We start from the raw sequence: 23,404 nt of genomic DNA on the forward strand, positions 1-23,404 counted from the left end.
CATGCCAAAAATGACAATCCGCGCTATTTTCCAACCAACAATTTTACTCGCCCTAGCTTTGATGGCGGTTATCGTAATGATGATTTTGCCTATGCCATCTTGGGTGTTGGATGTCGGTCTTGCGACATCTTTTGCATTGGCTATTTTGATTTTTACGATCACGCTTTTCATTGAACGCCCCTTAGATTTTTCAGCGTTTCCAACAATTTTGCTGGCATCGCTTATGCTGAGATTGTCGCTGAATGTGTCTTCAACAAAATTGATCATCGGTCAGGGGCACACGGGTACAAATGCTGCTGGTGATGTAATCGAAGGCTTTGCCATGTTTGTGATGAGCGGCAGTGTTATGCTGGGACTTGTTGTGTTTTGTGTTTTGTTGATCGTGAACTTCATGGTCATCACAAAAGGCGCTGCGCGCATGGCCGAGGTTGGCGCCAGGTTTGCGTTGGATGGTATGCCTGGCAAACAGCTTGCGATTGACAGTGATATGTCTGCCGGCGCGATCGATCACGAAGAAGCCAAATCGAGACGTGAAACGGAACAGGCGGAAACCACGTTTTTTGGATCGCTTGATGGGGCATCGAAATTCGTTAAAGGCGATGCGGTTGCAGGGCTTCTGATCACATTGCTTAATCTGGTAATGGGCTTGATCATTGGCACTGTAATACACGGAATGCAATTAGCGCATGCCTTTGAAACCTATGCTATTTTAACCGTTGGTGATGGATTGGTATCGCAAATCCCGGCTGTCATTATTTCAATTGCATCTGCCCTGCTTCTGGCGCGTGGTGGGTCAAAAGGTGCGGCAGATATGGCTATGTTCAGTCAGCTGGGTCGTTATCCGCCAGCATTGGCAACGGTCGGCGGATTGATGGTTATGTTCGCTTTGGTTCCCGGCCTTCCATTTATTCCGTTTGTTGCAGGCGCGATTGCGTTGCTAAGTGCAGCATTTTTTGTTCACCGCAAACAAAAAGCCGAACGCGAGGCGCCTGTCGAACGAATGGACAGTGAAGAGGATGTAAAATCTGAAAAGTCATTGGGCGATGTTCTTGATCTGGATGATATTCACGTTGAATTTGCGTCGGACCTTATCCCGATGGTTCTGGATCCAGGCACAGGGCTGGATGCCAGAATTTCGAATATGCGCACACATGTTGCAACGTTTTATGGGCTAATATTGCCCGAAATTCGTTTGACTGACGATGCATCTTTACCACCTAACATGTATGTGATCCGTATTCAGGGTGTGGAACAGGTCCGTGATCGACTTCAGCCAGAACGCGTCTTGGCGCTGACATCCGGGGACAGTCATATCTTGCCACCGGGGCAGGATGTGAACGAACCCGTATACGGTGCGCCCGCGCGTTGGATTTCCCCGGATCATGAAGAAGACGCAGCGCTTGAAGGATTGACGGTTGTCATGCCAACCGAAGTGCTGGCGACGCATCTGTTAGAGGTGATAAAGCGCAATTTCTCGCGTCTTTTGTCATTGCGCGCACTTCGCCGACTTTTGGATGAAATGGTTAATTTGACCGACCCTACAAGATCAGAAGCGAATAAAAAAATGTTGGAAGAACTGGTGCCTGACAAGGTTCCAGTGGATCTGCTTTTGACGGTTCTAAGGCTGCTTTTGGAAGAGCGCGTATCGATCCGGAATCTACCATTAATCTTGGAATCGATTGCCGAAGCACGGGGTGTTCACCCGACAGCCGAAGGGATCTGTGAACATGTTCGCCAACGTCTGGGTTTTCAGCTTGTCGCAGAGTTGCGCCGGGATGATGGAACAATTCCATTGGTGCAATTAGCCCCTGAATGGGAAGAAAAATTCGTTAGTTATCAGATTGAAGGCGACCGGGGGCAACATGACATCGCATTGCCGCCAGATATGTTTAACAGACTTGCGACAATGCTTGCTGAAAAAGTCGCCAAAGCCGGTGAAAAAGGCATGTATCCTGCCGTCGTCACATCCATGCGGCGCAGACGGTTTCTAAGAACTGTAATGATTGCCAAAGGTTTGGCAAACCCTGTTTTGTCGTTTGAAGAAATTGGAATTGATGCCAAGCCAGCTTTGGTTGGTATGGTGCCTACATGATGCAAGCGGCCGAGCAACTCATCGGTTTTTCACAATCCACTCTTTGGAGCGGCTTTATCGTTTTTTTGCGGGTGGGGGCCGTAATGGCAGTGCTGCCGGCATTTGGTGAACAGTCGGTTCCAGTACGGGTCAAATTGGGTGTGACAGTCGCATTCACTTTCATTGTCGCACCCGCCGCTTTGACGACCTTCGAAGTGCCGGATCAAATGCTGACAGGATTGCCAATTTTCGTGACGACCGAGGTGATTGCAGGACTTGCAATCGGTTTGTCTGTGCGCCTTTTTGTGCTTGCGCTGCAAATCACCGGTACTATCGCGGCACAATCAACATCGCTTTCACAGATCTTCGGCGGTGCGGGTGTCGATCCTCAGCCCGCGATGGGGTATATTTTGGTTGTTGCCGGGCTGGCTTTGGCCGTCATGACCGGCCTGCATGTCCGGGCGGCAGAATTAATTGTTTTGTCATATGATATTATGCCCGCGGGCGAATTCCCCGATGCCCGAATGTTATCCGTTTGGGGTGTTCAACGTGTGGCCCATGCCTTTGCTTTGGCATTCACGCTTGCAGCCCCATTTTTCATCGCGTCGCTAATTTATAATGTGGCCCTTGGTGTTATTAACCGTGCAATGCCCCAATTGATGGTTGCTTTTGTGGGTGCCCCTGCGATCACTGCGGGTGGATTAATCTTGTTAATGCTCAGCGCGCCCGTTTTGTTAAAACTTTGGGTTGAAAGCATGAATGCGTTTATGGCCAATCCGGTGGGTGTCTGATGGAGGAAGATGAAGATAAACAACACGAACCCACGCAGAAAAAGCTGGATGATGCGCGCAAAAAGGGCGAAGTTCCACGATCTGCTGATTTGACGACGGCTGCCTCATATGCGGGGCTTTTGACAGCGTTTATGGTTTTGGGCGCATGGTCTGTTCAGACAGGCGGCACGGCTTTGATGCCGTTTTTGCAAAATGCTGATGGGTTGGAGCAGCTTTTCTTTTCGGGCCATGGTGTAACAGTAACGGCCGGTATGATGTGGGATTTGTTCACCGCCATCGCGCCATGGTTTCTGGTACCTGCTGTTTTTGCCCTGGGCGCAATTATTGCCCAACGCAGTTTTGTGGTCTCTTCGGATAAAATTAAGCCTAAGCTGTCGAAAATCTCTTTGATCTCGAATGCTAAAAATAAATTCGGACGAAACGGTCTGTTCGAATTTGCGAAAAGCTTTGTAAAGCTGATCATGATTTCGATTATCCTGGGTGTTTTCCTTTGGATAAAGTTGCCCCAAATCATCCAATCGCTTAGTCTTAGCCCAGGTATGATCAGCGCTGTTTTGGCCGAATTGTGTTTGCAATTTCTGACCATTGTCTTGTTTGTCGCTGGTGCAATCGGCGTGGTTGATTTCTTTTGGCAGTATCACGAACACCTGCGCAAAAACCGGATGTCTCATAAGGAGCTGAAAGACGAGGCAAAAGATTCCGAGGGCGATCCGCACATGAAACAGGAACGCAGGCAACGTGGGTATGACATTGCGATGAACCAAATGCTTGCGGATGTGCCAGACGCAGATGTGATTATCGTTAACCCGCAGCATTATGCGGTCGCGCTAAAATGGGACAAATTCCAAAATGCAGCGCCCGTTTGTGTGGCCAAAGGTGTGGATGAGATTGCCGCGCGTATCCGCGAAGTTGCCAATGAAAACGGTGTTCCCATTCATCGCGATCCGCCAACGGCGCGGTCACTTTATGCAACTGTTGATATCGGACAAGAAGTGCCGCCAGAAACATATGAAGTCGTTGCTGCGGCCATTCGGTTTGCTGAAAGTATGCGACTGAAAGCACGCAAAAATGGATGGGGTAAATGATAGATAAGCGCTTAAAAGATTTGGCGCAGATCACAGATTTAGCTTATCAGGCACAAGCGCAGAAATCGCAAGCGTTGTTGCGTCAAGACGCGCAAATTCAATCTGCTTTGGTGCAAATTACCCAAGCCGAACAAAGCCGTGCAATGGAATTAAGATCAGCCAGCAATCTGGATGCCGCGACACGCGCACGCGCAGATATTCACTGGCAACTTTGGCTGGAACGGCAAAAAGCGCAGCTAAACCAGAAGCGAACCGAAATTAGGTTGAAGCTTGAAGAAGAACGTCATGCCACGGCTTTGGCCTTTGGCCGAAAAACCGTGGCGGAAAAGTTGGCAAAAAAGATCTAGATATCTTGCCGCACGATATCTGTGATCAAGACATCATTGGCAATGTCACCCAAAACGTTTTTTGCGACCTCACGCAACCCCATTCGCAGGGTGTTCATATTGTTGCTATTGGTGAACGTGCCTGTGAAGCCGCCCAAGTTTGCGTGATCGAACAGGATTTGTAAAAAACCATCTCGCAAACGCGGCTCGCGTTGAAAAACAGCGCTTTGCTGACCTTCTGAAATCTCAAGGCTTAGAGATAGAACGACCAAAGCACTGACAGCACCATCATCTACAATGGGCACGACAAACTGGTTGTTCATTTTGACGTATTGAAAATCACCACTTTCTTCATATTTGGCATCGCCCTGATCATCGTCTTTCTGGGCATCTTGCGCATGGGTTTCGTCTTTTTCTCCATCGGTGTGTTCAGCCGTTTCTTCGGGTGGGGCTTTCAGAAAAATGCCCGCACCCACACCGGCGGCTGTCCCTATGCTTGCCAGCAAAAGTGGAAGGATAATTTTTTTGATCATAATACTGTCCTAAAAAGGTAAAACCTTGTCGACGATTTGCTGGCCATAACGCGGTTGCTGCATATCTGAGATATGCCCGCGCCCCCCATATGAAATCTGCGCCGATGCGATCTTATCGTACGTAATTTCATTCAACCGCGAGATATCTTCAGGCCGAACATACCCGCTGACCAGCAGTTCACGCAGTTCAAAATTGACCCGAACCTGCTGGACGCCCTGGATGGACAGCACACCGTTTGGCAATACATCCACGATCGTTGCAGCCACACGAAGCGTCAGTTTTTCGCGACGCCTGACGGACCCATCGCCTGCGGATGAACTGGACGAATCTACACGAACGGCATCTGACAATGTCGCACCTACTGGAAGCTTTGGTTCAATCCGTTGCGGGATGCCAAAAAGTGATGGCACGCTAAGACTTTCAGAACCGTTTCTGCTGCGATCAGTTGAATTTGAAATCTCGGCCCGGTCATCGATTTCAATGACCACAGTCATGATGTCACCGCGCTGGACCGCACGACGGTCGCCCAGTAATGACTGTTTCTGGGCGCTCCAAAGTGATGCGTTGTCGATATTGCGGTTGGGTTCTTGGACCTGGGGCAGCGATGGCGTCAACATCGCGCGGCGTTCCCGGCTTTCTTCGGGCGGTGTGAACTTGGGTTCGCGCCCAATCGTATCAATACCTGTACAGGCACCGGTTAGGCATAAAATCGCTAAAACAGGTAGTTTTTTCATAGAGATAAACCTTTATCTGGAAACAATAACTGTGCCTTGAGGGGTCACAGTACCGCTGACAGTGCTGCGGGAACTAAGATTCATGACGCGGATTAGATCGCCAATACCACCACGCCCCAATGCACGGCCTTCGGTGGCGATGGTCAGACCGCCCTGTTTGAACAGCAAAGACACAATCTGATTTCGCTCAACCAAGGCGGGCGGCCCGACCTCTCCGGGGCGGATCGGGCGGCCTGCGTATAAAACGACGCGCGCCTCTTGCCCGATGACCTGAATGGGGTCGGTAAATGCGCCAGCAACCGCAACGTCAGTCACCGTAATATCGCCAGGCGTGATGATGGATTGCGCGCGGATCGTTTTACTTGCGATCAATGTTTCGGCCATTGCGGGCATGGCCAAGAAAGCCATAGTGAATAATATGATCAGCGGCTTTATCATCGGATTTGCGTCGTCGCGCCAAGCATTTGATCGGCGGCTGTGATGACTTTTGCGTTCAGCTCATATCCGCGCTGTGCCTCAATCAATTCAGTAATTTCGCGAACGGAGTCTACTGAACTGTCCTCCAAATATCCTTGTCGTAAGGTGCCAAGACCATCAGCGCCCGGGGTCGTGACAAGAGCGGGGCCAGATGCGCCGGTTTCCAGAAACAGATTGCTGCCAATCGCCTCAAGACCTTTGGCATTTGTAAAACCGGCCAAAGTGAATTGACCCAGCAATTCCGGTTCGACCCGATCATTGAAATAGGCGTAAACCTCGCCATCGGCGTTCATTGAAATGCTGCGGGCGTCACTTGGAATGGTGATTTCAGGCACAACAGGGTACCCGTCTGCAGTCACGATCAGACCATCCGCAGATCGGTTCAGACCACCATCGCGGGTATAGGCCGATGTACCATTGGGCAACGTTACCTCAAGGTATCCCTGACCTTCTATGGCGATATCCAGATCCCCGCCAGTTGCAGACAAGGATCCTTGTGCCAGATTAACCGAAATCGCAGCGGGTCGAACGCCAAGACCCAACTGAACACCCGTTGGCAAAATCGTTCCATCCGCGGCATTAATCGTACCTGGGCGGGCCAATTGTTGATAATGCAGGTCTGCGAATTCCGCACGGCGGGCGTTATAGCCAGTGGTATTGGCATTGGCGAGGTTGTTTGAAATTACCTCGACTCGCATTTGTTGGGCGCTCATGCCTGTTGCTGCAATTTTCAAAGCCTGCATAATGTTTCCCTTGCCTTAATTACTTAATGTTTTCAGAACATTGCGGATGCGTTCATCTTCTTTGTCCAGAAAGTTCTGGCCAAGCTCATAGGCGCGCTGCACCTCAATCATCCGGGCAATTTCCGAGACCGCGTTGACGTTCGATCCTTCCAGAAACCCCTGGATCATCGATGATCCTTCAATCGGTTCCGCCCCGTTTTCAGCATTGAACAATGTGCCGTTCTGCCGCGTCAGATCGTTAGGATCAGCGGGGGTGTAAAGACCGATTTGCGTCAGGGGACGCCCATTGGCGCTAAGTGTGCCATCCGCCGCAATACTGATCGTGCCTGCATCGGGTGGAATGAATATCGGCGCGCCACCCGCATCCAGAACGCGGTGACCATCCGGTGTGACCAGATCCCCTTCGCCGTTCGGGGTAAAATGGCCCGCGCGTGTCAGTCGTTCGCCGTCAGGCGTTTCGACCATGAAAAAGCCATCCCCCTCGATCGCCAGATCAAAAGCGCTGCCGGTTTGGGTCAATGTGCCCTGCAACGTGCTGGTATTGCGCACGGCGGCTGTGGCCATGGACAAGGATGGTTGGCCATCGATTGCTTTGACATGTTCGGCGAAAATCACGCCTTCGCGGCGGTATCCTGTGGTGTTTGAATTCGCGATATTATGTGCAATCGCCTGCATTTCGCGCATTAAGCCGGATTGTCGTGTGATTGTGCCGTACGTTGCGTTTTCCATGACTAAAACCCTTGCGCGATCAGTGGAATAAGTTGGTCTTGGAAAAAACTGACCAGGGATTCGGTCATAAAGCCCATCGAAATCCAGAACACACCGATCATTGCGCCAACTTTGGGCACGAATGTCAGGGTCATTTCCTGAATTGATGTCAGCGCCTGAAACAGACCAACTGTCATACCGGCAATCAACGCCACAGCCAGCATCGGGGCCGATATCACGACTGCCAGCCAAAGCCCTTGGCGAAGGGTGTCATAGAAGAACACTTCCTCCATCGATTATACCGGCATCCGCAGAATTTCCTGATAGGCTTCAACGACCTTATCACGCACAGTCACCGCCGTTTCGACAGCCAGTTCTGTTTGCGCCAGTGCCTGAACCAATGCATGCGGATCAGCACCGCCTGCCATTGCAGCTTGTGACAGCTGTTCGCTTTGCTGCAGCGTTTGTGTAAAATCTTTGGCCAGCTCTGCAAACGCACTGTTGGCCCCTGCGTCAGGGTTGGGGGCGGTCGCGGGTTTTGTCGCGCTGTATTGTTGCGCGGCGATTGAGGAAAGAACGTCCATTCTGGATCTCCTTTAGGTTAACGGCGTAGTAAATCTCTTAGGGATGATGACATTTGTCGTGTCTGATCAAACATGCGCAGATTGGCTTCATAACTTCGTTGCGCTTCGCGTGCGTCGGCGATTTCGATCATCAGATCGACATTTGATCCGTCGTAATGACCCGTATCATCTGCAAGCGGGTGGGTGGGGTCGTAAACACGCTCAAGCGCGGTTTGGGACAGTTTGACATCCCCCATCTTGACCTGGCCTGTGGTTTGACCTGCATTCATAACCCGTTCAAACGCAGCCGTTTTTCGGCGATATCCGGGCGTATCGGTATTGGCGATATTTTCGGACGTCAGACGCAGGCGTGTGGCTTGGGCTTTCATGCCACTGACGGATGCGGAGAGGCTTTGGGATAAATCACTCATAATGTCAGGAATCCTTATCTGCGACCAATGGCGCTGCGCAAAACGTCAAGCGAGCTTTTGTAAATCATGATAGCGCGGTCGTGCTGGCGCTGGTTGTCCACGGATTTTAGCATCTCGGCTTCAAGCGATACCGAATTGCCGCTGGGGGACATGTTGCTTTGATCTGCTGCAAGTGTGATGCGCGTTTTGCCGGGGCTACGATCATCGGTCATGTGGCCAGCGCGCGTTGCCTTTTGTGCGGTAAACTGATCGGGTGCGCGATAAACGTCAGTGAACGGCGCGACATCACGGGCCTTGTACCCGGGGGTATCGGCGTTCGCGATATTCCGTGCAGTCACATTTTGCCGCTGACTGGCATGGCTCGCCATCGCATGAGCCATCTGAAATACTTTCAGGTTTTCAAACACCGGGGCTTCTCCCTCGATTAATCTCAACGAAGGCTTAACCCTGAGTCCCTTAATAAAGTGTTTCAGAGAGTCAGTTTTCGGAGAATCCGATGTCCACTATAGATTTTGATTGCCTTAAAGCTGAGATCGCTCAGCTTTCCCCAACCCGCCGCATTGGTCGTGTATCGTCAGTCTATGGTGGCGTGATTGAGGTGGAAGGCCTGTCTGACGAAGGGCGCTTGGGCGATCAAACTGAAATTATGACGTCTGATGGTATCGTCAGCGGTGAAGTTCTGCAGCTTAGGCCTGAAACACTAGCGATTCTGCCTGACCATGATCCGGTTGGCGTGGCGATTGGGGACACGGTTCACCTGAACGGCCAAGCTGGGTTGGCCCCGCATGATGGATGGATCGGGCGCGTGATTGATCCGTTTGGAAAGCCGTTGGACGGTAAGCCCCTGTTGCGCGGGCCTGAGGCGCGCAATCTGCGATCTGCGCCGCCCGAACCGACCAAACGCCGTTCTTTCGGGGGGCGGCTGGAAACTGGTCTAACCGCCTTTAATACGATGTTGCCGATCGTATCAGGGCAGCGGATTGGGCTTTTCGCCGGGTCCGGTGTGGGCAAATCGACGCTTTTGTCGCAACTGGCACGGGGGCTTGAGGCAGACGTGGTGGTCATCGCGCTGGTCGGCGAACGCGGGCGCGAGGTTGGCGAGTTTATCCAGAACGTCCTGGGGCCTGATGGGATGAAGCGCAGCGTTGTTGTTGCTGCGACATCGGACCGGTCGCCCCTTGTGCGCAGACGGTGTGCCTGGGCGGCGATGACTGTGGCAGAGCATTTCCGCGATCAGGGTAACTCTGTGTTATTCTTGGCAGATTCCATTACGCGCTTTGCTGAAGCCCACCGCGAAATCGCGTTAGCCAGTGGCGAAGCGGCATCATTGCGGGGATTTCCGGCGTCCACGTCACAGGCGATTATGTCGCTGTGTGAACGTGCGGGGCCGGGGCAGGATGATCAGGGGGATATTACGGCGGTTCTTAGTGTTCTGGTCGCCGGATCAGACATGGACGAACCCATCGCCGACATCACTCGCGGGGTTCTGGACGGCCATGTCGTACTAGACCGTGAGATCGCTGAACGGGGCCGCTTTCCGGCTGTTGATCTGTTGCGATCTGTATCGCGCAGTTTGCCACACGCGGCAAATCCTGAGGAAAATCAAGTAATTGAGGAGTTTCGCCGCTTGATGGGAACCTATCAGCGGTCCGAGATGATGATCAAAGCGGGGCTGTATGCGGCGGGCTCTGACCCGGAACTGGACCGCGCCATCCGTCTTTGGCCGCGCCTGGATGCGTTCTTGTCCGAGCATGAAGAGGCCGACACGGCAGCCAGTTTTTACCGTCTAGCCGAAATCATGGGCCGTACGTCACTGTTCCCTGCACCGGAAATTCCGGATAATCCAGAGGATGAGAGCGTCGCCAATCCCGCCTAAATCACGAGTTTTGTATATTTTGTACATGGGTTTTGTACTTAAAGTTTTGTACAAAACTTTTGAGGGTTTTGGGCTGATTTTATATTGAATGGACATTCGGAACGCCCTGTTTTTCGTGAAATGTGCATCTTGAACATTTTGGTAGATAAAGTTTTATTCACTCAGATGAATGGCCGCTTTTCGTAAAAAGCAAATTGAAGTAACCAAAATCGATAAAGTTGATCCTTATGACATCAAAACCATCAAAGACGATTCTGATAACGGGCGGATCACGTGGCATCGGCCGTGCCGTCGGATTGCTGGCAGGATTAAAGGGATGGTCTGTTTCTGTTAATTATCGCTCTGGTGCAGCTGAGGCCGAAGAAACGGCGCAATCGATTCGGGCCAGTGGTGGGCGCGCGCATGTCGTTCAGGGGGATGTTTCTAATGAAGAAGATGTTGTGCGACTGTTTGCAGAAACCAATGACGTATTCGGAACGATTGATGCGGTCGTTGTGAATGCTGGTATCGTTGGGCCTTCGCTGACACTTGCTGAAATGACAGGCCCGCGTCTTCGCAATATGATCGATACAAATGTGCTTGGGGCGCTATTTTGTGCACGTGAAGCAGCCCGGATCATGCCGCGCCCGGATACAGAGCCATCTGGGTCGATCGTTTTCGTGTCCTCGGCAGCGGCAAGGCTTGGATCACCATTCGAATATGTGGATTATGCTGCCTCAAAAGGGGCGTTGGATACTTTGACTATCGGGCTGTCCAAAGAACTGGCTGAAAAGAATATACGTGTGAATGCTGTCAGGCCGGGCCTGATTGAAACGGATATTCATGCAAGCGGGGGGCAGCCAGACCGTGCCCAAAGACTAGGACGTCAGGTCCCGATGAGGCGACCGGGTACGGCCAATGAAGTGGCCGAGGCGATCTTGTGGTTATGCAGCGACGCGGCGTCTTACACCACCGGGGCCATTATTGATGTAGCCGGAGGACGGTGAAGCCGCGGCCGAGAGGTTGATTTCCATGGGTACGATATCGGGCGTGTGAGGTCCCGGATCAGGTCCGGAACTGCGCGAGGCGCGCGTTTACGGTGTTCAGGAAATGCCCTAAGATCCATCCCGCCAGCGGTTCACGATGGGATAGCGTCGGTCCAGCCAGAAGGCGCGGCCGGACAGGCGGGTGCCGGGGGCGGACTGAAAGCGTTTGTATTCCGAGATATAGATCAAATGTTCGATCTTTTTCACCGTTTGCGCATCATATCCAGCGGCGACGCAATCGGCGATGGATGCCTCTTGGTCGATCAGCATGTCCAGAATGCCGTCCAGCACGTCATAAGGGGGCAGGCTGTCTTCGTCTTTTTGATCTTCGCGCAGTTCAGCTGAGGGTGGTTTGTCGATCACCCGGGGCGGGATGACGGTGCCGGACGGGCCCATCATCCAGTCGCGGTGATTGGCGTTGCGCCAACGGCAGATGTCAAACACGCGCGTTTTATACAGATCCTTGATCGGGTTATAGCCGCCCGCCATGTCGCCATAAATCGTGGCGTATCCTACGGCGACCTCGGATTTATTTCCCGTTGTCAAAAGCATTTCGCCGAATTTGTTGGACTGCGCCATTAACAGTAGACCGCGCAGGCGGGACTGGATGTTTTCTTCGGTCAGATCAGCCGCCATGCCATTGAACAGCGGCGCCAGCGCATCGGTCACGGCGGCACGCGGACCGGCGATGGACACGCTGTCCAGATGGGTGCCAAGGTTCTGTGCAACTTCGGCCGCGTCATCCAAAGAGGCTTGCGAGGTATATTCCGACGGCAGCATCACACAGCGCACATTGTCGGGGCCAAGCGCGTCGGCGGCGATGGTGGCGACGATGGCGCTGTCGATGCCGCCCGACAGGCCAAGCAGCACCTTTTTAAAGCCGGTCTTGCCCATGTAATCGCGCAAGGACTGGACCATCGCGCGGTAATCCTGTTCAAAACTGTCGGGGTGCGTGGTCTTGTCGCCGGTCAGCGCGCGCCAGCCCTGATCGGTGTGTTCAAAATCCACATGGGCGATAATTTCATCAAAAACGGGCAGCTTCACCGCCAATTCCCCGCCTGGGTTCAACACGAATGATCCACCATCAAAGACCTGATCATCCTGCCCGCCGACCATATTCAGATAGACCAGCGGCAGCCCGGTCTCGATCACGCGGCTGACCATTTTGTTCAGGCGAATGTCGAATTTATCGCGGAAATACGGCGATCCGTTGGGCACCATCAGCACCTGCGCGCCGGTTTCGGCCAGCGCCTCGGGGACGTCTTCGTGCCAGGCATCCTCGCAGATCGGCGTGCCGATGCGCATGGGGCCGATGACATAGGGGCCATTGATATCACCCACGCTGTAGTGGCGCAGTTCGTCGAAAACATTGAAGTTGGGCAGGTTGTGTTTCAGGATCCGCGTCAGCACCTGCCCACCTTGCAAAACGTGATAGGCGTTATAGCGTTGCGTACCTTCGACGCAGGGCGCGCCGATGCCCAGGGCGGGACCATCTGCGCAATCGGCGGCCAGTTTTTCGATGGCTTGCATGGCCTCGATCACAAAGGCGGGTTTCATGACAAGGTCCTGCACCTGATAGCCAGTCAGGAACATTTCTGGCAGCATAACATAATCAGCGCCCGCATCGCGGCCCTGTTGCCAGGCGTCTTTGGCCTTGGCCATATTGCCTGCGAAATCACCCAGTGTCGGGTTGAGTTGTGCAAGTGTGACGCGGAATTTCTGTGGCATTCGTGCAAGCCTTATCCAAATTTATGTGCTGCATTTATCCACATCAGCGCCGGAACGAAAGGGTCGGTTGAAAATCATTGCCCCTTACGCATGGGTCAATTAGGCTTTGTTCAAAATCTATCAATGGCGCGGGGGCGCGCGTCAGATACAGGGGGATAACGGTGCGTCATTTTCTTATGACGACTGCGGTTTTGGGGCTGCTGGTCACAAGTGCAACTGTCGTTGCGCAGGAAATTTTTACGAAACAGTATGAAGATGGTGGCGTCTATGTCGGTACCATTCAGGATGGCAAGCAGCATGGGCAGGGCACATATACGCTGCCCGATGGCTATGAATATTCTGGTGAATGGGTCGACGGGGAAATCACAGGGCAGGGCACGGCCACCTTTCCCAATGGGTCGGTTTATGTCGGTCAATTCAAAGATGGCAAGCTTAATGGCTTTGGCAAACTGACCTTTGCGGACGGGCGCGTCTTTGATGGTGATTGGGTGGATAGTCAATTTACTGGTGTCGGGCTGATCCTTTACACCAGCGGCGCTGTCTATGAGGGCAGCGTTGAAAATGCCAAGCATCACGGGTTTGGCAAGATGCAAAACCCTTCGGGCTATATCTATGAAGGCAATTGGGATCAGGGGCAGCGCATGGGCGAGGCCAAGATCACGTATCCGGATGGATCCATTTACGAAGGTATGGTCGAGGATGGTCTGCACAATGGTTCCGGCAAGCTGAAAATGGCGGATGGGACTGAATTTGAAGGCAATTGGGTCGATAATCAGATCCAGGGCGAAGGCAGATTGCTGCTGGCCAATGGCGATGTTTATCAAGGTAATTTTGATGCTGGCAAGCGCAGTGGCCAGGGCAAAATGACTTATGCCAATGGCAATACCTATGTCGGCGCTTTTATGGATGATCGGCGCCACGGCCAAGGCGTTTTCACCGGTGCAGACGGGTATAAGTATAATGGCGAATGGACCAATGGCGTTATCGAGGGGCAGGGCACTGTCACTTATCCCGATGGGTCAGTGTATACAGGCACTTTTGTTGATGAACTGCCCGAAGGTCAGGGCAAAATCGTTTACGCCGATGGCAGCACATACGAAGGCAGCTGGTCCGCCGGGGTGATCGAAGGTGCGGGCACCTCCATCTATCCCAGTGGTTTGGTCTATAAGGGCGAATTCCAGAACGCAAAGCACCACGGCCAAGGGGTGATGACCTATCCCAACGGATATGTGTATGATGGCCAGTGGGTCGCAGGCGCGCGTGATGGGCAGGGTAAATTCACCATGCCGGACGGTTTTGTTTATGAAGGGATCTGGACCGCTGGGGAAATCACGGGCGAAGGGACAGCAACCTATTCCACAGGGGACGTGTACGAAGGCAGCTTTGTGAAAAGTATACGCCAGGGTCAGGGAACCATGACATTTGCCGATGGCAGAACGGTCAGCGGTCTTTGGGAGGATGGTGAATTGGTACCAGAATACGCGCCCGAAGTCGCGGACGAACCCACTGCGGATCAATCCGAAGCCCCCGCAGAAGATACAGACGGGTCAACCAATTAGAGCGCGATAAAGTGAGTATCGCAGTCAGCATGCGCAGGATTTTATTCCCGTATCATACCTTTGTTGGTATGCTTTATATGGGTGTGGCGGGCACAATCGGGTTATTTGGCATCGTTTTGGCCATTTATATCCAGCTAGAAATGATGAACCCCAGCTTTCAGTATTTTTGTCTTGATGGTTTGCAGCTGTCACAATCTGGCGATCTTTGTGGACCCAATCCCTATCTGTTTGGTTTTATTGTGAATAATGGGCTGACTTTGCTGGTTTTTTTCTGTTTCATACCTGCCATCTTCGGCGGATTTGGCAGCTATGTCTTGCCGCAACAGATCGGCGCACCGTCATTGATGTTGCCATCGATAAACGGACTTTCTTTCTGGTTGTTTGCCATTTCGATGGCTGTCGGCATTCTGTTCTTGATCAATCCAAGTCATATTGAACCCCAAACCGACGGTATCGGATGGCAGCTTTATCCACCGCTGTCTTCCACACAACAAAGCGGGCTTGAGCCGCGTGCCATTTTTGCGATCAGCGGTGTGGCTTTGTCGATTGTTCTGAATATCGTGGCCCTGATCGTAACGTTCATGAAAGACCGCCCGGCAGGGCAGCGAATGTCCGACACGCCGCTGTTTTCAATGTTGGTTTTTGTGACCAGTTGGCCTGTACTTCTAAGTCTGCCGCTCATGATGTTTATGTTTGCAGTTTCGCAAATTGATCGTAATTTCGGGATGACGTTTTTTGATCCCAATGCTGCGGGTGATCCTGTTTTATACCAACATGTCTTGTGGTTTTTGGGGGCGCCTGAAATATCGGGCACGGTTGGCGCTTTGATGTGGTTGGCTCTTCTTTTATTAGTGTTGGGCGTGATTTCGCACTTTAAGAAAAGTCTGAACAAACCCCCAATTCTGCATTATGCCGTAATGGTTTACAGCCTGCTGCCGATGATATTGGTTGGCTTGGCGATGTTGCTGCATATTGTTTTGACGTCCGGATTATAACGGCCCGACACACCCGAAAACCGCAGATATATCGGGATAATTCCCTGTCCCTGCAATAGGGTGAGGCATTTTATCCCAGCGTAAATGCATCAGAATGATTGCCCTGCGCGCCAAGGCCAACTAGAACCCCTTTTGAATGTGTCGCAATGCGAGTCACTCAGACGTTGCGATCTAAATCAAGGAACCGGGAGATACGCATGGCAGACGCAGCCATCCACGGCCACGACCACGAAGACGAACGCGGCTTCTTTGCCCGTTGGTTCATGTCGACCAACCATAAGGATATCGGGATACTTTATCTGTTCACCGCAGGTATCGTTGGTTTCATATCCGTTGCTTTCACCGTTTATATGCGGCTGGAACTTATGAACCCCGGCGTTCAGTACATGTGTACCGAAGGCATGCGGTTCATTGCATCCTCTGATCCATGCAGCCCGGACGGCCATCTGTGGAACGTTCTGATCACCTATCACGGTGTTCTGATGATGTTCTTTGTGGTTATTCCCGCGCTTTTTGGTGGATTTGGTAACTATTTCATGCCGCTTCAGATCGGTGCGCCTGATATGGCGTTCCCGCGTATGAACAATCTTTCTTATTGGCTGTTTGTGGCTGGGACAGCGCTGGGCGTGGCATCGATGTTTGCGCCCGGGGCGCCCGGTGGCAGGTTGGGATCGGGCGTCGGATGGGTACTTTACCCGCCGTTGTCCACATCCGGGGCACCCGGCATGTCGATGGATCTTGCGATTTTTGCGGTTCACGTATCGGGGGCGTCTTCGATTCTGGGTGCGATCAACATGATCACCACTTTCCTGAACATGCGCGCGCCGGGCATGACCCTGCATAAAGTGCCGCTGTTTGCATGGTCGATCTTTGTCACATCCTGGCTGATCCTTCTGGCGCTGCCTGTTCTGGCTGGCGCGATCACCATGCTGTTGATGGATCGGAATTTCGGGTTCACCTTCTTTGATGCATCAGGTGGCGGTGATCCGGTATTGTATCAGCACATCCTGTGGTTCTTTGGCCATCCCGAGGTTTATATCATCATTCTGCCCGGCTTTGGTATTATCAGCCACATCATTGCAACCTTCAGCCGCAAGCCGATCTTTGGCTATCTGCCGATGGTCTATGCGATGGTGGCAATTGGTGTTCTGGGATTTGTCGTCTGGGCGCACCACATGTACACGGTGGGTATGTCGCTGTCGCAGCAGTCGTACTTTATGCTGGCCACGATGGTGATTGCGGTTCCGACAGGGGTCAAGATTTTCAGCTGGATCGCCACTATGTGGGGGGGATCGGTTGAATTCAAAACCCCGATGCTTTGGGCCTTTGGTTTTCTGTTCCTGTTCACCGTTGGCGGTGTGACGGGTGTGGTTCTAAGCCAGGCCGCCGTGGACCGGGCGTATCACGACACATACTATGTTGTGGCGCATTTCCACTATGTGATGTCGCTGGGTGCTGTCTTTTGTATCTTTGCCGGGATTTACTTTTATATCGGCAAAATGTCGGGTCGTCAGTATCCTGAATGGGCCGGTAAGCTGCACTTTTGGATGATGTTCATCGGCTCAAACCTGACGTTCTTCCCACAGCACTTTCTGGGTCGTCAGGGGATGCCGCGTCGTTATATCGACTATCCCGAGGCGTTCGCCTATTGGAACTATGTGTCAAGTTGGGGTGCATTCCTGTCGTTTGCATCGTTCCTGTTCTTTATCGGTATCATTGCCTACACGCTGCTGGCAGGGCGCCGTGTGACCGAAAACAACTATTGGAACGAATATGCCGATACGTTGGAATGGACCCTGCCTTCGCCACCGCCCGAACATACGTTCGAGCAGCTTCCAAAGCGTGAAGATTGGGACAAGGAACATGCGCATTAGGTCGGATGCCTCTTGAACATACCATAAAGATAAAAGAGGCCCCGGATAATTTCGGGGCTTTTTTGCATCAGGACGGCGCAGGGCAACCGCTGGCGAAACTGTCGATGTGGCCGTATCGGTCCTTGCCACGCAAAGGGTTTGTGATTTTTATCGGCATCACGGCAGCCCTTGTTCTTATGCCTATTCTTGCGGTGATCGGGTCGCCGGTCGTATGGGGGCTGTTGCCGTTTTTCCTGCTGATGTTATGGGCCGTCTGGTATGCGCTGGAACGTAGTTATATTGACGGCAGCATACTTGAGGAATTGACGATTTGGTCAGACCATGCTGAATTGATCCGCCACAACCCGCGTGGACCCAGCCAACACTGGGCGGCGAATACTCATTGGGTGAATGTAAAGATGCACGAAAAAGATGGTCCGGTTCCCTTTTATGTGACCCTAAGCGGGGCGGGGCGCGAGGTGGAAATCGGCGCTTTTCTAAGCGAGGATGAGCGCAAGATCCTGTTTGCGGATCTTTCGGATTATCTGCGGCGCGTAAAGACCTGATATGGCACAGATACCTGCAACGTCGAAAGCCAGACGGCTTATGATATCCGCCTGCGCCCGTCTGTTCGGACCAGATGCGGCGTTGCGTATCAAGGATTTGCAAAAGTCTGAAATTGCGGCCCTTTATCTGAACAAAACCGGCACGCCACCACCGCCGAAAATTCCCAAGGTCATGTTTCTGATCCCGTTGGTTGGCAAACACCATGTGTCGGATTGGGATGCCGTACAACGCCGTTTGGCCGCCACAATCGCATCTTTTCGCGCGCAGACCTCGCCCTATTGGTCCTGTGTCGTATGTGGACAGGATGAACCCGATCAGATCGATTTTGGTGAACGCGTGGTTTTTCTGCCGTTTGAAGCGGCCGTCGAGGGTAATGATAAATGGGCCAAGCTGGCGGCATTGGTGCGTAATCTGCCCACTGATGGTATGTGGGATGGCTATGTCATGCCGTTTGATGCGGACGATTTACTGCATCCTAATGCTGTGGCCGAAATGATCGGAACGGCAGCACCTGGCGGCTATTTGATCTCAACGGGGTATATCAAGGATGTAGCTGCGGATCGGGTCGGGCTTGCTGGCCCACGGACCGTCGCGATGCCCCTGCGCAAGCCGTTTTGGAAACTGTGTGGCAGTACGGCGGCGTTCAGGTACAGCGATACCCAGATGGAGGCGGATTTTTTGCACGACGTCACCCAGCATGAACACCGCATGTTCCCGTATTTGGCGAAACTTGCCGGGCGTGGGTTGACCGAAATGAATATCCCGGCTGCCATGTATATGCTGAACCATGGCGAAAATTTCGGAGTGCGCCGGGGCCGCGTTGGGTTCAAGCCCCGGTTTGTCGAACGGTTTCAGATAAAAGACCCCGATGAACTGGTACGCATTGTGGATAATTTCCCCGGTGCTGCGTCGGATAGGTGACGCATTTTCGAGGTTGGCTGTCAGCCAAGCCGGTCTTTGACCATCGGCCCAACGCGGCCAAAATCCATCTGACCGGTATATTTGTCCTTTAGCGCAGCCATAACACGGCCCATGTCACGAATGCTGTCTGCGCCCACTTGGGCAATCGCTGCGTCGACGGCGGTTTGTTCTTCGGCTTCGTCCAGCTGTCTGGGCAAAAATTCTTCGATAATGCCAACTTCCGACCGTTCTTTTTCGGCCAACTCCAGTCGCCCGCCTTCTTCATATGCGCGCGCACTTTCGTGACGTTGTTTAACCATTTTGCTAAGGATCCCAAGGACATCGTCATCGGATACGCCTTGGGCTTCGCTGTTGCCGCGTGCCGCAATATCACGATCTTTAATTGCAGCGTTGATCAGGCGAAGGGTTGATAGTCGTTCGGCATCTTTGGCCTTCATCGCGTCTTTCAGGGCAGACGTAATGCGTGTTCTCATATCCATTTTAGTCCGATCTTTGCGGCTGTAGACAAGCCTGCAGCTTAGATTTTGCAGCTTGAAATGGCAAGCCGGAACGATAAAGATAAGCCCTTGTTTTAAAGGCGGAACATAAATTGCATTGGCCCTTGACCGCCCAAGCTGTCAGACTTAGGTTCCCGACAATTTGCGCATCGGGAGAGTCGCTTCGATCATGAAAAAATCATCACAGACCCCCACCGCCTGTCTTGTTCTTGCAGATGGCACGATTTTCTTCGGTCACGGTTTTGGCGCAGTGGGTGACACACAGGCCGAGTTGTGCTTCAACACGGCTATGACAGGTTATCAAGAGATTATGACCGATCCGTCATATGCCGGCCAGGTGGTGACGTTTACCTTCCCTCATATCGGTAATGTGGGTGTGAACCCAGAAGATGACGAAGCTGCCGATCCTGTTGCGGCCGGAATGGTTGTGAAATGGGACCCGACTGACCCATCAAATTGGCGCGCGGCTGAGGATTTAGTGGCGTGGCTGACCCGGCGTGGCCGGATTGGGATTGGCGGTGTGGATACCCGTGCCCTGACTCGTGCCATTCGTCAGCAAGGTGCGCCACATGTGGCACTTGAACACAATCCCGAAGGCATATTTGATATTGAGCGTTTAGTCGAAAAAGCGCGGGCCTTTCAGGGGCTTGAAGGGCTTGATCTGGCCAAGGATGTGACTTGCGCACAGTCCTATAAATGGAACGAAATGCGGTGGAGCTGGCCCGAGGGATATGTCGCGCGTGACACGCCAGGCCACCGGGTTGTGGCGATTGATTACGGGGCTAAGCGGAATATTCTGCGGTGTCTGGCATCGGCAGGTTGTGATGTGACAGTACTGCCCGCAACAGCCACAGCAGATGACGTGATGGCCCATGATCCGCAAGGGATTTTCCTGTCGAACGGTCCCGGCGATCCAGCGGCGACGGGAAAATATGCAGTTCCGATGATCCGCGACATTATGGATCGCAGTGATATTCCTGTTTTTGGAATTTGTCTGGGGCATCAGATACTTGCTCTGGCGCTTGGGGCAAAGACGATCAAGATGAACCACGGGCATCATGGCGCAAATCATCCAGTGAAAGATCTGGAAACCGGCAAGGTTGAAATCACGTCTATGAACCATGGGTTTACGGTGGACAGCCAGACGTTGCCGCAAGGGGTGATCGAAACGCACGTATCCCTGTTTGACGGATCCAACTGTGGGATTCGCATGCGAGATCGGCCTGTTTTCTCGGTTCAATACCACCCAGAGGCGAGTCCGGGGCCGCAAGACAGCTATTACTTGTTTGAACGCTTTGTAAAAGCGATAGAAGCGGCTTAAAATTCCTGTCTTAACCGTAGGTTAACTGTGCGTACCCCAATATAGCCTAAGTGCGTAAATGGGGATGTCATGAGTAATCACGCCGTTCGGCTTGTAGATCCCAGACCGGTTTATGACCGGTCGGGCAAGCGTGTACGACGCCCCAAACTGCTTGGCCAGATTTTGATCGAAATTGGCGCGATCACCAATGCTGAACTGATACAAGCGCGCGCCATGCAGGAACGGCAGCGGTCGCATATCGGAGAAATCCTGCTAGCCCATCGCAAGATCACAGAACAGCAGCTTTTCGACGCGCTTAGCATTCAGTATTCCGCGCAAATTGTTGACGTGCAATCCGTCCCACCTGATCCGCGGTTGATTGATCTTTTGGGAACGGATGAGTGTCTGAAAAAGAATATCTTGCCATGGAAAAAACTTGGTAATCATACGGTTATAGCGACCAGTGATCCTGCAAAATTTTCGATGTACCGCGATCAGTTACAGGATGCATTTGGTCCCGTTCTGATGGCGCTTGTTTTAAAAACCAAACTGCAAGATACCGTTGCAAAGGGCCGAACAACCGCTCTTGTGACACTTGCTGAAACCCGCGTGGATGACGCGAACAGCTGCCGAAACTGGAACACGCGATCTTTGATGAAAACCGGGCTTTTCGTGGTGCTTCTTGCGGCGGTGACCATGACTATATCGCCGCCGGCGATTTTTGTGGCTTTGTGTTTGTGGGCGATTTTAACGCTGATTTTATCCGCAGGTTTAAAAATCGCGACAGCGGTAGCGGTGTTGGGGCGCAAGAAACCTGCGATGGCCCCCTATACAATCGTCAAATATCCCGTGGTGTCGATCATGGTGCCGCTGTTCAAGGAAAATCAGATTGCAGGCAAACTGGTCCAGCGTTTGGCGCGGTTGGATTACCCGAAAGAGGCATTGGATATCTGCCTTGTCGTTGAAGCCGAAGATGACACCACCCGTCAGACGATTGCAAAGACCGTATTGCCGCAATGGATGCGTACAATCGTTGTGCCACAAGGCAGCTTGAAGACAAAGCCGCGCGCACTGAATTATGCGTTGGATTTTTGCCGCGGGGATATTGTGGGGGTTTATGACGCCGAAGATGCACCGGCCCGTGACCAGATCAAACGTGTGGTGCGCAGGTTCGAAGTAGCGCCGGATCATGTGGTCTGTCTGCAGGGGGTTCTGGATTTTTATAATGCTAAAACCAACTGGCTGTCGCGCTGTTTTGCGGTGGAATATGCGACCTGGTTCCGGATTGTTTTACCTGGGCTACAACGGCTTGGAATGGCGGTGCCGTTGGGTGGTACGACGCTGTTTTTCAAACGAAAAGCGCTTGAAGAGCTGGGTCGTTGGGATGCCCATAACGTGACCGAAGATGCCGATCTTGGCATTCGTTTAGCCCGGTGCGGATACACGACAGAGTTGATCGACACCGTGACCGAGGAAGAAGCAAACTGCCGCCCTTGGGCCTGGGTCAAGCAAAGATCGCGTTGGCTGAAAGGCTATGCGATGACCTATGCGGTTCACATGCGGTCGCCGGTCAAGCTGTGGCGTGACTTGGGTTTCAAACGTTTTTTGGGCTTTCAGATTCTGTTTTTGGGGGCGCTCTCACAATACGCTTTGGCGCCGGTTCTTTGGTCATTCTGGCTGATCCCAATGGGGTTGTCGCATCCGATGCAAAATGTGCTGTCGGGGGGCATGCTATTGACCCTAGTGGTGATATTTGCCCTGACTGAGGTGGTGAACATCCTGCTTGGCATATGGGCGGTGCGTCAGACGAAACATCGCGGGTTGATGGGCTGGGTACCGACGTTACACCTCTATTTTCCGCTTGGCGCGACGGCGGCTTATAAGGGATTGCTTGAGATGGTGACCAAACCGTTTTACTGGGACAAAACGGCACATGGGCTGCACGATTGCGCCGCTACTCCGCCGCCTGCGCGGCCGTTGCATCAGACTTCAGGCGCGTCTCAAACGCCGCAGAAAGGTGATGCTTTAGGGCTTGATACGCCGCCTCTCCATCCGCTTTTTCGATAGCAGAAACAATAGCTTCGTGTTCCTCTAGCGCCAGTTCTCCGCGCCCATCCACAGCCAATGATGTCGTTGCCAGCAGCGCCATGGAGCGGTGGACCAGATCAAGTTGCTGTACAAGATATCGGTTGTGCGACGCCAGATGAATTTGTTTGTGAAAACGCCGGTTTGCGCGCGCTAAAGCGCCGGGATCACCCAACAGCGCACGGTCTTCTTGCACCATTTCACGCAGCACACGTATTTCTTCAGGGGCGGCGTGACGAGCTGCCAGACGGGCAGCCAACCCTTCCAGTTCGGTACGTACAACATAAAGTTCGGCCAGTTGATTGTGATCCAGTGATGCCACAATCAAGCTACGCCCATCGCGGGTCAAAAGGGATTGCGTTTCAAGGCGTTGCAACGCTTCGCGAATCGGGGTGCGGGATACGCCAAAACGGTCGGCCAACTCACTTTCCACCAGCCGATCACCGGGTTTATAGACCCCGATATCAATCGCATCCAAGATCAGTGCATAGGCATCTTTGTGGTTGGATTTTAGCATTTGCATGTGGTTTGCCCC

25 protein-coding genes are annotated in these 23,404 nt (G+C 52.6%); 13 read left to right on the forward strand and 12 right to left on the reverse strand.

The annotated features are described in order from the left end of the window. The first annotated feature begins 1 nt into the window (after position 1). The 4 genes from flhA to HRQ87_RS07620 are packed head-to-tail and all read left to right on the forward strand — an operon-like array spanning position 2 to position 4,294. Positions 2-2,092, forward strand: a complete 2,091-nt coding sequence (flhA, locus tag HRQ87_RS07605) for a flagellar biosynthesis protein FlhA (protein WP_174136908.1) — start codon at positions 2-4, stop codon at positions 2,090-2,092. Then, on the forward strand, positions 2,092-2,862 hold the full coding sequence (locus HRQ87_RS07610) for a flagellar biosynthetic protein FliR (protein ID WP_174137199.1): 771 nt from the start codon (positions 2,092-2,094) through the stop codon (positions 2,860-2,862). The genes flhA and HRQ87_RS07610 overlap by 1 nt, the downstream gene beginning before the upstream one ends. After that, a complete protein-coding gene (locus HRQ87_RS07615; RefSeq protein WP_174136910.1) occupies positions 2,862-3,947 on the forward strand; it encodes an EscU/YscU/HrcU family type III secretion system export apparatus switch protein in 1,086 nt (361 codons plus the stop codon). Before HRQ87_RS07610 ends, HRQ87_RS07615 begins: the two co-directional genes overlap by 1 nt. After that, positions 3,944-4,294, forward strand: a complete 351-nt coding sequence (locus tag HRQ87_RS07620; protein WP_174136912.1) for a hypothetical protein — start codon at positions 3,944-3,946, stop codon at positions 4,292-4,294. Before HRQ87_RS07615 ends, HRQ87_RS07620 begins: the two co-directional genes overlap by 4 nt. Here the strand turns inward: HRQ87_RS07620 and HRQ87_RS07625 are convergent. Genes HRQ87_RS07625 through HRQ87_RS07665 form a run of 9 tightly spaced genes read right to left on the reverse strand, consistent with a single transcriptional unit; the run spans position 4,291 to position 8,870 of the window. Next, positions 4,291-4,806, reverse strand: a complete 516-nt coding sequence (locus tag HRQ87_RS07625) for a flagellar basal body-associated FliL family protein (RefSeq protein WP_217430406.1) — start codon at positions 4,804-4,806, stop codon at positions 4,291-4,293. The two genes, HRQ87_RS07620 and HRQ87_RS07625, sit on opposite strands and share 4 nt — an antisense overlap. Before the next feature lie 9 nt (positions 4,807-4,815). Beyond that, on the reverse strand, positions 4,816-5,541 hold the full coding sequence (gene flgH, locus HRQ87_RS07630; RefSeq protein WP_174136914.1) for a flagellar basal body L-ring protein FlgH: 726 nt from the start codon (positions 5,539-5,541) through the stop codon (positions 4,816-4,818). A gap of 12 nt (positions 5,542-5,553) precedes the next feature. Further along, entirely contained in the window at positions 5,554-5,979 is a 426-nt protein-coding gene (gene flgA / locus HRQ87_RS07635; RefSeq protein WP_174136916.1) for a flagellar basal body P-ring formation chaperone FlgA, read from the reverse strand. Next, complete coding sequence (gene flgG / locus HRQ87_RS07640) at positions 5,976-6,761, reverse strand: flagellar basal-body rod protein FlgG (protein WP_174136917.1); 786 nt, start codon at positions 6,759-6,761, stop codon at positions 5,976-5,978. Before flgG ends, flgA begins: the two co-directional genes overlap by 4 nt. A gap of 15 nt (positions 6,762-6,776) precedes the next feature. Further along, positions 6,777-7,490, reverse strand: coding sequence for a flagellar hook-basal body complex protein (locus HRQ87_RS07645; RefSeq protein WP_174136919.1), 714 nt, complete (start codon positions 7,488-7,490; stop codon positions 6,777-6,779). 2 nt (positions 7,491-7,492) lie between these two features. Then, positions 7,493-7,762 (reverse strand): flagellar biosynthetic protein FliQ, encoded by a 270-nt coding sequence (locus HRQ87_RS07650; RefSeq protein WP_174136922.1) that lies wholly within the window; start codon positions 7,760-7,762, stop codon positions 7,493-7,495. A gap of 3 nt (positions 7,763-7,765) precedes the next feature. Beyond that, positions 7,766-8,053: a flagellar hook-basal body complex protein FliE gene (gene fliE / locus HRQ87_RS07655; protein WP_174136924.1), complete on the reverse strand. Its 288-nt coding sequence runs from the start codon at positions 8,051-8,053 to the stop codon at positions 7,766-7,768. Positions 8,054-8,070: 17 nt separating this feature from the next. Continuing rightward, a complete protein-coding gene (gene flgC, locus HRQ87_RS07660; protein WP_174136926.1) occupies positions 8,071-8,463 on the reverse strand; it encodes a flagellar basal body rod protein FlgC in 393 nt (130 codons plus the stop codon). Positions 8,464-8,477: 14 nt separating this feature from the next. Continuing rightward, the gene (locus tag HRQ87_RS07665) at positions 8,478-8,870 is read right to left on the reverse strand and encodes a FlgB family protein (RefSeq protein ID WP_174136928.1); all 393 of its coding nucleotides are present in this window, start codon (positions 8,868-8,870) and stop codon (positions 8,478-8,480) included. An 89-nt stretch (positions 8,871-8,959) separates the two neighbouring features. Here HRQ87_RS07665 and HRQ87_RS07670 point away from each other — a divergent pair, with 89 nt between their 5' ends. Together HRQ87_RS07670 and HRQ87_RS07675 are read left to right on the forward strand one after the other, a co-directional pair. Next, entirely contained in the window at positions 8,960-10,339 is a 1,380-nt protein-coding gene (locus tag HRQ87_RS07670) for a FliI/YscN family ATPase (RefSeq protein WP_174136930.1), read from the forward strand. Positions 10,340-10,566: 227 nt separating this feature from the next. After that, positions 10,567-11,325: an SDR family oxidoreductase gene (locus HRQ87_RS07675; protein ID WP_174136932.1), complete on the forward strand. Its 759-nt coding sequence runs from the start codon at positions 10,567-10,569 to the stop codon at positions 11,323-11,325. A gap of 108 nt (positions 11,326-11,433) precedes the next feature. On the opposite strand, the gene HRQ87_RS07680 is transcribed toward HRQ87_RS07675, so the two are convergent. Next, on the reverse strand, positions 11,434-13,092 hold the full coding sequence (locus HRQ87_RS07680; protein ID WP_174136934.1) for an NAD+ synthase: 1,659 nt from the start codon (positions 13,090-13,092) through the stop codon (positions 11,434-11,436). Positions 13,093-13,268: 176 nt separating this feature from the next. On the opposite strand from HRQ87_RS07680, the gene HRQ87_RS07685 reads away from it, so the two are divergent. From HRQ87_RS07685 to HRQ87_RS07705, 5 genes are all read left to right on the forward strand, one after another. Beyond that, on the forward strand, positions 13,269-14,651 hold the full coding sequence (locus HRQ87_RS07685) for an MORN repeat-containing protein (RefSeq protein ID WP_174137204.1): 1,383 nt from the start codon (positions 13,269-13,271) through the stop codon (positions 14,649-14,651). Between the two features lie 11 nt (positions 14,652-14,662). After that, the gene (locus tag HRQ87_RS07690; protein ID WP_174136936.1) at positions 14,663-15,646 is read left to right on the forward strand and encodes a cbb3-type cytochrome c oxidase subunit I; all 984 of its coding nucleotides are present in this window, start codon (positions 14,663-14,665) and stop codon (positions 15,644-15,646) included. Positions 15,647-15,843: 197 nt separating this feature from the next. Next, the gene (ctaD, locus tag HRQ87_RS07695; protein WP_174136938.1) at positions 15,844-17,520 is read left to right on the forward strand and encodes a cytochrome c oxidase subunit I; all 1,677 of its coding nucleotides are present in this window, start codon (positions 15,844-15,846) and stop codon (positions 17,518-17,520) included. A 5-nt stretch (positions 17,521-17,525) separates the two neighbouring features. Next, complete coding sequence (locus tag HRQ87_RS07700; protein ID WP_174136940.1) at positions 17,526-18,065, forward strand: DUF2244 domain-containing protein; 540 nt, start codon at positions 17,526-17,528, stop codon at positions 18,063-18,065. Between the two features lies 1 nt (position 18,066). Beyond that, positions 18,067-18,987 carry a glycosyltransferase family A protein gene (locus HRQ87_RS07705; protein ID WP_174136942.1) on the forward strand — a complete coding sequence of 307 codons (921 nt, stop codon included), beginning with the start codon at positions 18,067-18,069 and terminating at the stop codon, positions 18,985-18,987. A 20-nt stretch (positions 18,988-19,007) separates the two neighbouring features. Here the strand turns inward: HRQ87_RS07705 and HRQ87_RS07710 are convergent, their stop codons facing one another. Beyond that, positions 19,008-19,466, reverse strand: a complete 459-nt coding sequence (locus HRQ87_RS07710; RefSeq protein WP_174136944.1) for a GatB/YqeY domain-containing protein — start codon at positions 19,464-19,466, stop codon at positions 19,008-19,010. A 187-nt stretch (positions 19,467-19,653) separates the two neighbouring features. On the opposite strand from HRQ87_RS07710, the gene carA reads away from it, so the two are divergent. Then, positions 19,654-20,805 (forward strand): glutamine-hydrolyzing carbamoyl-phosphate synthase small subunit, encoded by a 1,152-nt coding sequence (gene carA, locus HRQ87_RS07715; protein ID WP_174136946.1) that lies wholly within the window; start codon positions 19,654-19,656, stop codon positions 20,803-20,805. 69 nt (positions 20,806-20,874) lie between these two features. After that, positions 20,875-22,851 (forward strand): glycosyltransferase, encoded by a 1,977-nt coding sequence (locus HRQ87_RS07720; protein ID WP_174136949.1) that lies wholly within the window; start codon positions 20,875-20,877, stop codon positions 22,849-22,851. Here the strand turns inward: HRQ87_RS07720 and HRQ87_RS07725 are convergent. Then, positions 22,739-23,392: a GntR family transcriptional regulator gene (locus tag HRQ87_RS07725; protein WP_174136951.1), complete on the reverse strand. Its 654-nt coding sequence runs from the start codon at positions 23,390-23,392 to the stop codon at positions 22,739-22,741. The genes HRQ87_RS07720 and HRQ87_RS07725 overlap by 113 nt on opposite strands. Positions 23,393-23,404 lie beyond the last annotated feature (12 nt).

The organism is Parasulfitobacter algicola, from assembly GCF_013315265.1.
GTDB classification, from domain to species: Bacteria; Pseudomonadota; Alphaproteobacteria; order Rhodobacterales; family Rhodobacteraceae; genus Parasulfitobacter; species Parasulfitobacter algicola.

Coding starts and splice junctions, on each gene's coding strand:
- flhA (WP_174136908.1), top strand. CDS start 2: ATGCCAAAAATGACAATCCGCGCTATTTTCCAACCAACAATTTTACTC.
- HRQ87_RS07610 (WP_174137199.1), top strand. CDS start 2,092: ATGCAAGCGGCCGAGCAACTCATCGGTTTTTCACAATCCACTCTTTGG.
- HRQ87_RS07615 (WP_174136910.1), top strand. CDS start 2,862: ATGGAGGAAGATGAAGATAAACAACACGAACCCACGCAGAAAAAGCTG.
- HRQ87_RS07620 (WP_174136912.1), top strand. CDS start 3,944: ATGATAGATAAGCGCTTAAAAGATTTGGCGCAGATCACAGATTTAGCT.
- HRQ87_RS07625 (WP_217430406.1), bottom strand. CDS start 4,806: ATGATCAAAAAAATTATCCTTCCACTTTTGCTGGCAAGCATAGGGACA.
- flgH (WP_174136914.1), bottom strand. CDS start 5,541: ATGAAAAAACTACCTGTTTTAGCGATTTTATGCCTAACCGGTGCCTGT.
- flgA (WP_174136916.1), bottom strand. CDS start 5,979: ATGATAAAGCCGCTGATCATATTATTCACTATGGCTTTCTTGGCCATG.
- flgG (WP_174136917.1), bottom strand. CDS start 6,761: ATGCAGGCTTTGAAAATTGCAGCAACAGGCATGAGCGCCCAACAAATG.
- HRQ87_RS07645 (WP_174136919.1), bottom strand. CDS start 7,490: ATGGAAAACGCAACGTACGGCACAATCACACGACAATCCGGCTTAATG.
- HRQ87_RS07650 (WP_174136922.1), bottom strand. CDS start 7,762: ATGGAGGAAGTGTTCTTCTATGACACCCTTCGCCAAGGGCTTTGGCTG.
- fliE (WP_174136924.1), bottom strand. CDS start 8,053: ATGGACGTTCTTTCCTCAATCGCCGCGCAACAATACAGCGCGACAAAA.
- flgC (WP_174136926.1), bottom strand. CDS start 8,463: ATGAGTGATTTATCCCAAAGCCTCTCCGCATCCGTCAGTGGCATGAAA.
- HRQ87_RS07670 (WP_174136930.1), top strand. CDS start 8,960: ATGTCCACTATAGATTTTGATTGCCTTAAAGCTGAGATCGCTCAGCTT.
- HRQ87_RS07675 (WP_174136932.1), top strand. CDS start 10,567: ATGACATCAAAACCATCAAAGACGATTCTGATAACGGGCGGATCACGT.
- HRQ87_RS07680 (WP_174136934.1), bottom strand. CDS start 13,092: ATGCCACAGAAATTCCGCGTCACACTTGCACAACTCAACCCGACACTG.
- HRQ87_RS07685 (WP_174137204.1), top strand. CDS start 13,269: ATGACGACTGCGGTTTTGGGGCTGCTGGTCACAAGTGCAACTGTCGTT.
- ctaD (WP_174136938.1), top strand. CDS start 15,844: ATGGCAGACGCAGCCATCCACGGCCACGACCACGAAGACGAACGCGGC.
- HRQ87_RS07700 (WP_174136940.1), top strand. CDS start 17,526: ATGCCTCTTGAACATACCATAAAGATAAAAGAGGCCCCGGATAATTTC.
- HRQ87_RS07705 (WP_174136942.1), top strand. CDS start 18,067: ATGGCACAGATACCTGCAACGTCGAAAGCCAGACGGCTTATGATATCC.
- HRQ87_RS07710 (WP_174136944.1), bottom strand. CDS start 19,466: ATGGATATGAGAACACGCATTACGTCTGCCCTGAAAGACGCGATGAAG.
- carA (WP_174136946.1), top strand. CDS start 19,654: ATGAAAAAATCATCACAGACCCCCACCGCCTGTCTTGTTCTTGCAGAT.
- HRQ87_RS07720 (WP_174136949.1), top strand. CDS start 20,875: ATGAGTAATCACGCCGTTCGGCTTGTAGATCCCAGACCGGTTTATGAC.
- HRQ87_RS07725 (WP_174136951.1), bottom strand. CDS start 23,392: ATGCAAATGCTAAAATCCAACCACAAAGATGCCTATGCACTGATCTTG.